Here is an 11,767-nt window from a genome sequence, read left to right as displayed (position 1 = left end):
GGGCCGGGGCCTCGGGGGTGAGGAGGGCCGCGATGGTGAGGATGTGGTGGCCGCGCATGGCGGGCAGACAGGTGCCCCGGACGGGGCCGATGGCCGTGGCCCAGGGTTCCGGGATGGCGCCGACGCCGCACAGGGCGCCGGCCAGGGCGCCCGCCACGGCGGCCGTGGTGTCGGCGTCGCGTCCCATGTTGACGGCGGTCAGCACGGCGGAGACGAAGTCGCCGCGGGCCGCCGTGAAGGCGCCGAAGGCGAGGCCGACAGCCTCTGGAGCGAGGTCGGTCCACGGATAGCCGCCGACGACGACCGCGCGCCGGACGGCGCGCTCCGTCTGGACGGGGCTGCGGTGCGGCCGCCGGGCGGCGGCCACCGCCCGGCGCAGGGAGCGCGCGGTCCAGGAGTCCTCGGGGATGACCGAGAGGGCGGAGGCGATCACGGCGTCGACGCTCGCGCCCGCCATGGCCGCCGCGACGCCCGCCGCGACGGCCTGGCCCCCGTAGATGCCCTCGCCCTCGTGGCTGACGCTGCCGTCGACGGCGACCAGGCGCGCGGCCTCGGCGGGCCGCCCCGCCGCGTGGACGCCGAAGGGCGCCGCCCGCATCGCGAGGCCGTCGCTCCAGGCGTGCCGGTGCTGGGCGGTGATGGGGGCGGCCAGGCCGCGGCGGAGGTTCTCCAGCGTGCCGCGCTCGCTGAAGCCCGCGCCCTTGAAGGGGCCCTCGTCGAGGTCGGCGATCCAGTGGTGCCAGGCGGACTCGACATCCGCCACGGTCAGGTCCGAGCCGTGCCGGGACAGCAGCAGCCCGGAGAAGATCGCGTACTCCGTGTCGTCCGTACCGGCCGGGTCCTCGGACACGAAGCCCTCGATGCGACCCCAGCGCTTGCGGATCTCGGAGGGCTTCATGTTCTCCGCGGGCGCACCGAGGGCATCGCCGACGGCGAGTCCGAGCAGCGCGCCCTCGCCCCTCTGCCGGGCGGTCGGCGGTGCGGCCGCAGTTCCGGCGGGTGATCCTGCGGGCGGTCCGGTGCGTGCTCCGGTGAGTGATCCGGGCGATGAGGGCGCGGCCGGCGCGGCATCCGGCCGTGCGGCCCGCGGCGCCGAGGGCGGCGGTGCGGCCGGGGTGCCGGCGCAGGCTCCTGCTCCGGCGGAGGCGGCGGGGGACATCCGCGGGAGCGGGCCCGCATTGCATGCAATCGGCTCCATCACGGCCTCTTTGCGTTCGCTGTTCTCCGCGGCCCCACGCGACGTGGGACGCCCACGTGACGCGGGACGTCCGCGGACTGTTATCCATATGTCCCACCGCACCGGCCGTCCCGCCGCCCGGAAACCTCACTGTCACCCGTCCGGCATCGCAGCATTTGCGCCCCCGGCGTGGCTGGTGAGTATGGCCTTCCTTGCTGGCAGAGGGGGTCGATGCACGCGTACGTTCGATACGTAGTCACCCCAAGACCCACTCCAGACGAGGAGCGTCCGAGCGAGATGTCCGTCATCGGCTCCGAGGCGTCGCTGCACGACGCCCACCGGGACAACCACACCCACCGCGACGTGAACGGCGGCTGGCTCCGGCCCGCCGTGTTCGGGGCGATGGACGGCCTTGTGTCCAACCTGGCGCTGATCACCGGCGTCGCGGGCGGCAACGTCTCACCGCGAACCATCGTCATCACCGGCCTCGCAGGCCTCGCCGCGGGCGCCTTCTCCATGGCCGCCGGCGAGTACACCTCGGTGGCCTCCCAGCGCGAACTCGTCCTCGCGGAACTGGAGGTCGAGCGCAACGAGCTGCGCAACTCCCCGAAGGACGAGATGAAGGAGCTCGCGGCCCTCTACGAGTCCCGGGGCGTGGAACCGAAGCTGGCCCACGAAGTCGCCCGGCAGCTCTCCAAGGACCCCGAGCAGGCCCTGGAGATACACGCCAGGGAGGAACTCGGCGTCGATCCCGGGGAACTGCCGTCACCGGCCGTGGCCGCCGTGTCGTCCTTCGGCGCGTTCGCGGTGGGCGCCGTCCTGCCCGTGCTGCCGTACCTACTGGGAGCCACCGCGCTGTGGCCCGCCGTCATCGTGTCCCTGCTGGGACTCTTCGCCTGCGGTGCCGTGGTGGCGAGAATCACTGCCCGCTCGTGGTGGTTCAGCGGAACGCGGCAGTTGCTGCTCGGCGGGACCGCCGCGGCCCTCACCTACGGGCTTGGCGTCCTGTTCGGTACGACGGTCGGATGAGACACTGGGAGCAGGATCGAGCCAGTATGTATTGCGCCACATAAGTAGTCTGTTACTCGGCGGTTTCGAGTCCTTAACCGACGGGCATGACACCGGGGCGCTTGGGCAACGACGCCTGCTCTGGGACCGTCCCGCGGACAACGATCTGTCCGCCTCTGTCCATCAATCACCGCTACGAGCGGTGTCCGAATGCTGAAACGTGGCTTCCGCTTCCCGGGAACGCGTTCATTATGTAACCTGCATGAAATTTCGCCAGGGCCAACGTCGTCCCTCGGCACGCACATATGCCACGACGACGACGGGAGAGCCGATGCGTTCCGACGCCTGGTCGCCCATGGACGGTCGCCCCGCACAGCAGGGGATGTACGACCCGAGCAACGAGCACGACGCCTGTGGCGTCGGCTTTGTGGCCACCCTCACCGGCGAGGCGAGCCACGAGCTGGTCGAGCAGGCGCTGACCGTACTCCGCAATCTCGAGCACCGCGGCGCCACCGGCTCCGAGCCCGACTCCGGCGACGGCGCGGGAATCCTGCTCCAGGTCCCCGACGCCTTCCTGCGTGAGGTGGCCGGATTCGACCTGCCCGAGGCGGGTTCCTACGCCGTCGGCATCGCCTTCCTGCCCATCGAGGACCCCGAGCCGGCCGCGGCCGCCATCGAGGCCATCGCCGCCGAGGAGGGCCTGGACGTCCTCGGCTGGCGCGAGGTCCCGGTCGCCCCCGACCTGCTGGGCGCCACCGCCCGCGCCACGATGCCCGCCTTCCGCCAGCTGTTCGTCGCCGACAGCGCGGCCGGGACCAGTGGCATCGAGCTGGACCGCAAGGCGTTCGCGCTGCGCAAGCGCGCCGAGCGCGAGACCGGTGTCTACTTCCCGTCGCTCTCCGCCCGGACGATCGTCTACAAGGGCATGCTGACCACCGGCCAGCTCGAGCCCTTCTTCCCGGACCTGTCCGACCGCCGTATCGCCACGGCCGTGTCCCTGGTCCACTCCCGCTTCTCCACCAACACCTTCCCGAGCTGGCCGCTGGCCCACCCGTACCGCTTCGTCGCGCACAACGGCGAGATCAACACGGTCAAGGGCAACCGGAACTGGATGCGGGCCCGCGAGTCGCAGCTCGTCTCCGACCTGTTCGGCGAGAAGGGCCTGGAGCGGGTCTTCCCGATCTGCACCCCGGACGCCTCCGACTCGGCGACCTTCGACGAGGTGCTCGAGCTGCTGCACCTGGGCGGCCGCTCGCTGCCGCACGCGGTGCTGATGATGGTCCCCGAGGCGTGGGAGAACCACGACTCCATGGACCCGGCCCGCCGGGCGTTCTACCAGTACCACGCCACGCAGATGGAGCCCTGGGACGGCCCCGCCTGCGTCACCTTCACCGACGGTGTCCAGGTCGGCGCGGTACTCGACCGCAACGGCCTGCGCCCCGGCCGCTACTGGGTCACCGACGACGGCCTCGTCGTGCTCTCCTCCGAGGTCGGCGTCCTCGACATCGACCCCGCCAGGGTCGTCCGCAAGGGCCGCCTCCAGCCCGGCCGGATGTTCCTCGTCGACACCGCCGAGCACCGCATCATCGAGGACGACGAGATCAAGGCGAAGCTCGCCGCCGAGCACCCCTACCAGGAGTGGCTCGAGGCCGGGACCATCGAGCTCGGCGACCTCCCCGAGCGCGAGCACATCGTGCACACCCACGCCTCCGTCACCCGCCGCCAGCAGACCTTCGGCTACACCGAGGAAGAGCTGCGCGTCCTCGTCGCGCCGATGGCCCGCACCGGCGCCGAGCCCATCGGCTCCATGGGCACCGACTCGCCGATCGCCGCGCTCTCCGAGCGCCCCCGGCTGCTGTTCGACTACTTCACCCAGCTGTTCGCCCAGGTCACCAACCCGCCGCTGGACGCGATCCGCGAGGAGCTCGTCACCTCGCTGCGCTCCTCGCTCGGCCCGGCCGGCAACCTGCTGGAGCCCACCGCCGCGTCCTGCCGCTCGGTCACCCTGCCCTTCCCGGTGATCGACAACGACGAGCTGGCCAAGCTCATCCACATCAACGCCGACGGCGACATGCCCGGCATGAAGGCCGCGACCCTCTCCGGCCTCTACCGGGTCTCCGGCGGCGGCGACGCGCTGGCCGCACGCCTGGATGAGATCTGCGCCGAGGCCGACTCCGCCATAGCGGACGGCGCCCGGCTGATCGTGCTCTCCGACCGGCACTCGGACGCCGAGCACGCGCCGATCCCCTCGCTGCTGCTGACCTCCGCAGTCCACCACCACCTGATCCGCACCAAGCAGCGCACCCACGTGGGCCTGCTCGTCGAGGCCGGTGACGTCCGCGAGGTCCACCACGTCGCCCTGCTCATCGGCTACGGCGCCGCCGCGGTCAACCCGTACCTCGCGATGGAGTCCGTGGAGGACCTGCTGCGCGCGGGCACCTTCATCCAGGGCCTGGAGCCCGAGGTCGCCATCAGGAACCTCATCAAGGCGCTCGGCAAGGGCGTCCTGAAGGTCATGTCCAAGATGGGCATCTCCACCGTGGCCTCGTACCGCGGCGCCCAGGTCTTCGAGGCCGTCGGCCTCGACGAGGCCTTCGTGGACAAGTACTTCAACGGCACCGCGACGAAGATCGGCGGCGCCGGCCTCGAAGTCGTCGCCAAGGAGGTCGCCGCCCGCCACGCCAAGGCGTACCCGGTCTCCGGCATCGCCCCGGCGCACCGCCGCCTGGAGATCGGCGGCGAGTACCAGTGGCGCCGCGAGGGCGAGCCGCATCTGTTCGACCCGGAGACGATCTTCCGGCTCCAGCACGGCACGCGTTCGCGCCGCTACGACATCTTCAAGCAGTACACCCGGCGCGTGGACGAGCAGTCCGAGCGGCTGATGACCCTGCGCGGCCTGTTCAGCCTCAAGTCCGGCCGCCCCTCGATCCCGGTCGACGAGGTCGAGCCGGTCAGCGAGATCGTCAAGCGCTTCTCCACCGGAGCCATGAGCTACGGCTCGATCTCCAAGGAGGCGCACGAGACCCTCGCCATCGCCATGAACCAGCTGGGCGGCAAGTCCAACACCGGTGAGGGCGGCGAGGACCCGGAGCGCCTGTACGACCCGGCGCGCCGGTCCAGCATCAAGCAGGTCGCCTCCGGCCGCTTCGGCGTCACCAGCGAGTACCTGGTCAACGCGGACGACATCCAGATCAAGATGGCCCAGGGCGCCAAGCCCGGCGAGGGCGGCCAGCTGCCCGGCCACAAGGTCTACCCGTGGGTGGCCAGGACCCGGCACTCCACCCCCGGCGTGGGCCTGATCTCCCCGCCGCCGCACCACGACATCTACTCCATCGAGGACCTCGCCCAGCTGATCCACGACCTCAAGAACGCCAACCCGCAGGCCCGCATCCACGTGAAGCTGGTCTCCGAGGTCGGCGTCGGCACGGTCGCGGCCGGTGTGTCCAAGGCCCACGCGGACGTCGTGCTCATCTCCGGCCACGACGGCGGTACGGGCGCCTCCCCGCTGACCTCCCTCAAGCACGCGGGCGGCCCCTGGGAGCTCGGCCTCGCCGAGACCCAGCAGACCCTGCTGCTCAACGGGCTGCGGGACCGGATCGTCGTGCAGACCGACGGCCAGCTCAAGACCGGCCGCGACGTCGTCATCGCCGCGCTGCTCGGCGCCGAGGAGTTCGGTTTCGCGACCGCGCCGCTCGTCGTCTCCGGCTGCGTCATGATGCGCGTCTGCCACCTCGACACCTGCCCGGTCGGCATCGCCACCCAGAACCCGGTGCTGCGCGACCGCTTCACCGGCAAGGCCGAGTACATCGTCAACTTCTTCGAGTTCATCGCCCAGGAGGTACGCGAACTCCTCGCCGAGCTGGGCTTCCGCACCCTCGAGGACGCCGTCGGCCACGCCGAGCTCCTCGACACCAGCCGGGCCGTGGACCACTGGAAGGCGCAGGGCCTCGACCTGACCCCGCTCCTCCACGTCCCCGAACTGCCCGAGGGCGCGGCCCGCCACCAGGTGACCACGCAGGACCACGGGCTGGAGAAGGCGCTCGACAACGAGCTGATCAGGCTCGCCGCCGACGCACTGAACGCGCCCTCCGCCGAGGACGCCCAGCCGGTGCGCGCCCAGGTCGCGATCCGCAACATCAACCGGACCGTCGGCACGATGCTCGGCCACGAGGTGACGAAGAAGTTCGGCGGTGCGGGCCTGCCCGACGACACCATCGACATCACCTTCACCGGCTCCGCCGGCCAGTCCTTCGGCGCCTTCGTGCCGCGCGGTGTCACCCTCCGCCTGGAGGGCGACGCCAACGACTACGTCGGCAAGGGCCTGTCCGGCGGCCGGCTGATCGTCCGCCCGGACCGGGGCGCCGAGCACCTCGCCGAGTACTCCACCATCGCGGGCAACACCATCGGCTACGGCGCGACCGGCGGCGAGATGTTCCTGCGCGGCCGCACCGGCGAACGCTTCTGCGTCCGCAACTCCGGCGCGCTGGTGGTCTCGGAAGGCGTCGGCGACCACGGCTGCGAGTACATGACCGGCGGCCACGCGGTGGTGCTGGGCGAGACGGGCCGCAACTTCGCGGCCGGCATGTCCGGCGGCGTCGCGTACGTCATCGACCTGAACCGCGACAACGTCAACGCCGAGGCACTGGGTGCCATCGAGGCCCTGGACGACACCGACAGGCAGTGGCTGCACGATGTGGTGCGCCGCCACGCCGAGGAGACCGGCTCCACCGTCGCCGAGAAGCTGCTCGCCGACTGGGACACGGCCGTCTCCCGCTTCAGCAAGATCATCCCGACCACGTACAAGGCCGTACTCGCCGCCAAGGAAGCCGCCGAGCGCGCCGGGCTCTCGGAGTCCGAGACCACCGAGAAGATGATGGAGGCGGCGATCAATGGCTGACCCGAAGGGCTTTCTCAACCACGGCCGTGAGGCCGCCGAGTCCCGGCCCGTCGAGGAACGCGTCAAGGACTGGAACGAGGTCTACGTTCCGGGCTCGCTGCTGCCGATCATCACGACGCAGGCCTCGCGCTGCATGGACTGCGGCATCCCGTTCTGCCACAACGGCTGTCCGCTGGGGAACCTGATCCCCGAGTGGAACGACTACGCCTACCGCGAGGACTGGCGCGGCGCGTACGAGCGGCTGCACGCGACCAACAACTTCCCGGAGTTCACCGGCAGGCTCTGCCCCGCGCCCTGCGAGGCGGCCTGCGTGCTGGGCATCAACCAGCCGGCGGTGACCATCAAGAACGTCGAGGTCTCCATCATCGACAAGGCCTGGGACGCCGGCACCGTGGTGCCCCAGCCCCCGGACCGCCTCTCCGGCAAGACCGTCGCCGTCGTCGGCTCGGGCCCGGCGGGTCTCGCCGCGGCCCAGCAGCTGACCCGGGCCGGCCACACGGTCGCCGTCTACGAGCGCGCCGACCGCATCGGCGGCCTGCTCCGCTACGGCATCCCCGAGTTCAAGATGGAGAAGCGGCACATCAACCGCCGCATCGAGCAGATGCGCGCGGAGGGCACCAAGTTCCGCCCCGGCGTGGAGATCGGCCGGGACATGCCCGCCTCCGCGCTGCGCAAGCGGTACGACGCGGTCGTCCTCGCCGTGGGCGCCACCACCGCCCGTGACCTGCCCGTCCCCGGGCGGGAGCTCAAGGGCGTGCACCAGGCGATGGAGTACCTGCCGCTGGCCAACAAGGTGCAGGAGGGCGACTTCGTCACCTCGCCGATCAGCGCGGAGGGCAAGCACGTCGTCGTCATCGGCGGCGGCGACACCGGCGCCGACTGCGTCGGCACCGCCAACCGGCAGGGCGCGCTCTCCGTCACCCAGCTGGAGATCATGCCGAGGCCGGGCGAGGAGCGCAGCGCCGGCCAGCCGTGGCCGACCTTCCCCATGCTGTACAAGGTCACCTCGGCCCACGAGGAGACCGCGGCGCTGGCGGGGGGCGACGAGGGACGGGTCTACTCCGTCTCCACGACCCACTTCGAGGGCGACGAGGACGGCAACGTCCAGTGGCTGCACATGATCGAGGTCGAGTTCGTCGACGGCAGGCTGACCCAGAAGCCGGGCACCGAGCGGAAGATCCCCGCCCAGTTGGTCACCCTCGCCATGGGCTTCACCGGCACCGACCGGGAGAACGGCCTCGTCGAGCAGTTCGGCCTGGAGCTGGACGAGCGCGGCAACATCGCGCGGGACGCCGATTACCAGACCAACGTCCCCGGCGTCTTCGTCGCCGGTGACGCCGGGCGCGGCCAGTCCCTCATCGTGTGGGCCATCGCCGAGGGCCGCTCCGCCGCCCGCGGTGTGGACCGCTACCTGACCGGTGCCAGCGACCTGCCGGCCCCGATCCGGCCGACCGACCGCGCGCTGACCGTCTGACGGTCCCGCCGCAGAAACGTCCCGTACAACGGCGTACGGAACTGAAGCGCCTGCCTTGTCCCCGACCGGACGACGGCAGGCGCTTCGCCGTGCCCCGGCCGCCGAAGCCCCGGCTGCCGAAGCCCCGGCCGCCGGCGCGCAGGCCGGCGGGCAGCGGCCCCTGTCTGTCCGGCGGCGCCCGGACCCTCAGGCGACGCGGAACGTCTCCCCGTACACCTGCCACACCAGCGGGGTCCGCAGGTCCCAGTTCCCGTTCCGGACGAAGACCCGCTGGGCCGTGTCGATGCGGCTGGTGTCCTTGTACGCCCGGCTCGCCTTCATCACGGCCCGGCGCGCGTCCAGGAACGCGTCGAGGTACGTCCTCTCGTCACCGCCCTCGGCCGGGGTGCCCGCCCGTTCGAGCACCGCCTCGCGGATGCCGTAGAAGGCGTCGTCCTCGGTCCCGTTGCCGTGCAGGACCATGGTGTCGTAGTAGATGAACTGGCCGAGGGTGCCCAGGCCGTCCATCTTGGCCTGGCGGACCGCCGGGTCGAAGTAGACGCGGTCCCGTTCGCTCTCCTGCGCCCTGCGGAAGGCCGGCACGGAGGCCTCCGCCTTCCACGCCTCGACGAAACCGCGGCCGAGGCCCTTGTGCGAGTCGGTGCCGTCGACCCGGCGGAGGGCGGGGAGGTGGCGCGCGAGCCGGTTGTCCGGACGGGACTCGGTGTACCGCTCGACGAGTTCCAGCATGTCGTGGGTGCCGGAGCAGAACCCGATGATGCCGGCGGTGTAGCCGTTGCCGTCGCCGATGTCCTCGATGTAGTCGTACTGGCCGCGCCAGTCCAGGGTGGAGTTGTCGGCGCTGGCCACGAGCTGCGAGGCGAGCTCCTTCTTGTCCGGGTGGGCCAGTCCGGGCGGCATCGCGGCGATCCGCTCCTCCAGCTCCCGCCGCTCCCGCTCCTTGCGGGCCTGTTCCTCGCGCTCGGCCCGCTGCGCCCGGACCGAGGCGTCCGAGGCCCCGGGACCCGGGTCGGCGCTGTAGTGGTAGAAGACGGCACCGAGAACGAGAACGACGAACACCAGACAGCCGACACGCTTCATCCGGCCAGCGTAAGGGGCAGGAAACGGTCTTCGTGGCGAGGGTCGGCCAGGCCGGCGCCGATGTGATGCGGCCGTGATGCCGGCGTGATCAGGCGGCCGGAGCCCGGTCCGGAGCCCGGTCCGGAGCCCGGTCCGGAGCCCGGTCCGGAGCCCGGTCCGGAACCAGGCCCGGAACCAGGCCCGGAGCACGAGCCGGGACCCGTCCAGGAGGCCGAACCCGAGCACGAGCCGGGGCTCCGGGGCCCCGTCCAGGAGGCCGCCGCCGCCGGCGCGGTACGGGCCCTCAGGCCGTCAGCTGCTGCGTCCTGGCGAGGACCAGCACCACCAGCAGGGCCAGCATCGCCGCGCCCGCGCCCAGGTGCAGCAGCGTGCGCCGCTTCGCCGGCGCGTACGCGTACGCCAGCGTGAGCGCGCCGCCCGCCAGCAGCCCGCCGAGGTGGCCCTCCCAGGAGGTGAAGCGGGCCGAGAGCAGCATCCACACCAGGAAGATCATCAGGAACCTGTTCGCCGCCCGGAGGTCGTGGCCGAGTCTGCGGCTGATCACGTAGTAGGCGCCCGCCAGCCCGAACAGCGCGCCCGAGGCGCCCACGACGAGCTCCTGAGGGGAGATCAGGTACACGAGCACCGAGCCGCCCAGCGCCGACAGCAGGTACAGCCCGAGGAAGCGGGACCGGCCGAGGACCGACTCGACCGCGGGGCCGAGCTGCCACAGGCAGTACATGTTCATCAGGACGTGCAGCACCCCGAAATAGCCGTCGCCCGGCGGGAGATGCAGGAACGCCGAGGTGATCAGGCGGTACCACTCGCCGTACGCGATGCCTTCCGCCCCATACCCCGGGTACGCCTCCCCGTCGAAGAGGTAGCGCGCCCCGTCCGGGCCCACCAGCCCGTGCCCCACCGCCCCGAAGTCGTCGACGAGCGCCGGGCGGAGCAACTCCGCGAGGTACGCGAGGATGTTCAGCGTCATCAGCGCGTACGTCACGGCGGGCACCGCGGAGATCCGGCCGCCGAATACGGTGCGGGGCCGGCGGACGCTGCGGGCGCCCTCCTTCACGCACTCCACGCACTGGTGGCCCACCGGGGCCTCGCGCATGCAGCTGGGACAGATGAAACGGTCGCAGCGGGTGCAGCGGACGTACGTCTCGTACGCGGGGTGCCGGTAGCAGGTGGTGACCCGCGGGGCGGGGGAGGCGTCCATCGCCGGGCTCTCCTTGAGATGAGTGAGCGGCGAACAAAGTACCGAACGGTTATGGCCGGTTGACGCCCGGCCCGGTGACCGTCACGTAATCTCGGGGCATCCCCCCACGTCGGCAAGGCAGTCCCCGACCGCACGTCACCCCGCACGGAAACGGAGCGCCCGCATGGCCGGAGCAGTCCTCACCACCGGTACAGGCCCCGCCATCAGCCTCGGCAAGATGGAACAGCGGGCGCCGGCGCTGGTCGGCCTCTACAAGAACGCGGGCGTCAGTCTCCGCAAGCACGGCCTGGACGGGCACCGGGCCGCCGTCTACCTCGTCATCGACTACTCCGGCTCGATGAAGCCCTACTACAAGGACGGCAGTGTCCAGGCGCTCGCCGACCGGGTGCTCGGGCTGTCCGCCAACCTCGACGACGACGGCCGGGTCCCGGTCGTCTTCTTCTCCACGGACGTCGACGCCGTCACCGACGTCTCGCTGGACAACCACCACGGGCGCGTCGAGGAGATCGCCGCCGGGCTGGGACACATGGGCAAGACCAGCTACCACCTGGCCATGGACGCCGTCATCGACCACTACATCGACTCCGGCTCCACCGCCCCCGCCCTCGTCGTCTTCCAGACGGACGGGGGCCCCATCAGCAGGCACGCCGCCGAGCGCTACCTCTGCAAGGCCGCGAAACTCCCCCTGTTCTGGCAGTTCGTGGGTTTCGGGGACCCGAACAGCCGCCAGTTCGACTTCCTGCGCAGACTGGACGACCTCGCGGTCCCGTCCAAGCGTCCCGTCGACAACGCCGGCTTCTTCCACGCGGGCGCGGACCCGCGCCGGATGCGCGACGAGGAGCTGTACGACCGCCTGGTCGGTGAGTTCCCGCAGTGGCTGCGCGCGGCGCGGGCCGCCGGCCGGTGGACCGAGTCGAAGAAGGGGTCGTAAGG

General features: G+C 71.5%; 7 protein-coding genes. 4 read left to right on the top strand and 3 right to left on the bottom strand.

Annotation, left to right across the window (positions count from 1 at the left end):
- The coding region (locus tag GUY61_RS26955; protein WP_166632850.1) for an ADP-ribosylglycohydrolase family protein at window positions 1-946 on the bottom strand (946 nt) is incomplete at its 3' end.
- A 528-nt stretch (window positions 947-1,474) separates the two neighbouring features.
- Between GUY61_RS26955 and GUY61_RS26950 the strand changes: the two genes are divergently transcribed.
- From GUY61_RS26950 to GUY61_RS26940, 3 genes are all read left to right on the top strand, one after another.
- Window positions 1,475-2,206, top strand: coding sequence for a VIT1/CCC1 transporter family protein (locus tag GUY61_RS26950; protein WP_166632849.1), 732 nt, complete (start codon window positions 1,475-1,477; stop codon window positions 2,204-2,206).
- A 310-nt stretch (window positions 2,207-2,516) separates the two neighbouring features.
- The gene (gene gltB / locus GUY61_RS26945; RefSeq protein ID WP_166632848.1) at window positions 2,517-7,082 is read left to right on the top strand and encodes a glutamate synthase large subunit; all 4,566 of its coding nucleotides are present in this window, start codon (window positions 2,517-2,519) and stop codon (window positions 7,080-7,082) included.
- Window positions 7,075-8,556 (top strand): glutamate synthase subunit beta, encoded by a 1,482-nt coding sequence (locus GUY61_RS26940; protein WP_166632847.1) that lies wholly within the window; start codon window positions 7,075-7,077, stop codon window positions 8,554-8,556. Before gltB ends, GUY61_RS26940 begins: the two co-directional genes overlap by 8 nt.
- A gap of 186 nt (window positions 8,557-8,742) precedes the next feature.
- On the opposite strand, the gene GUY61_RS26935 is transcribed toward GUY61_RS26940, so the two are convergent.
- Complete coding sequence (locus tag GUY61_RS26935) at window positions 8,743-9,636, bottom strand: chitosanase (RefSeq protein ID WP_166632846.1); 894 nt, start codon at window positions 9,634-9,636, stop codon at window positions 8,743-8,745.
- Window positions 9,637-9,919: 283 nt separating this feature from the next.
- The gene (locus GUY61_RS26930) at window positions 9,920-10,834 is read right to left on the bottom strand and encodes a rhomboid family intramembrane serine protease (protein WP_166632845.1); all 915 of its coding nucleotides are present in this window, start codon (window positions 10,832-10,834) and stop codon (window positions 9,920-9,922) included.
- 163 nt (window positions 10,835-10,997) lie between these two features.
- Here GUY61_RS26930 and GUY61_RS26925 point away from each other — a divergent pair, with 163 nt between their 5' ends.
- Window positions 10,998-11,765 carry a VWA domain-containing protein gene (locus GUY61_RS26925; protein WP_166632844.1) on the top strand — a complete coding sequence of 256 codons (768 nt, stop codon included), beginning with the start codon at window positions 10,998-11,000 and terminating at the stop codon, window positions 11,763-11,765.
- Window positions 11,766-11,767: the final 2 nt, after the last annotated feature.

It is taken from the genome of Streptomyces sp. GC420 (genome assembly GCF_009916105.1).
In the GTDB taxonomy this organism is placed as follows: domain Bacteria; phylum Actinomycetota; class Actinomycetes; order Streptomycetales; family Streptomycetaceae; genus Streptomyces.
Note: the sequence above shows the minus strand (reverse complement) of the source record. Positions and strands in the feature narration are given on the sequence as shown.

What these genes read in the sequence shown, in the direction of transcription:
- GUY61_RS26950 (WP_166632849.1), top strand. Translation starts at nt 1,475, where the DNA reads ATGTCCGTCATCGGCTCCGAGGCGTCGCTGCACGACGCCCACCGGGAC.
- gltB (WP_166632848.1), top strand. Translation starts at nt 2,517, where the DNA reads ATGCGTTCCGACGCCTGGTCGCCCATGGACGGTCGCCCCGCACAGCAG.
- GUY61_RS26940 (WP_166632847.1), top strand. Translation starts at nt 7,075, where the DNA reads ATGGCTGACCCGAAGGGCTTTCTCAACCACGGCCGTGAGGCCGCCGAG.
- GUY61_RS26935 (WP_166632846.1), bottom strand. Translation starts at nt 9,636, where the DNA reads ATGAAGCGTGTCGGCTGTCTGGTGTTCGTCGTTCTCGTTCTCGGTGCC.
- GUY61_RS26930 (WP_166632845.1), bottom strand. Translation starts at nt 10,834, where the DNA reads ATGGACGCCTCCCCCGCCCCGCGGGTCACCACCTGCTACCGGCACCCC.
- GUY61_RS26925 (WP_166632844.1), top strand. Translation starts at nt 10,998, where the DNA reads ATGGCCGGAGCAGTCCTCACCACCGGTACAGGCCCCGCCATCAGCCTC.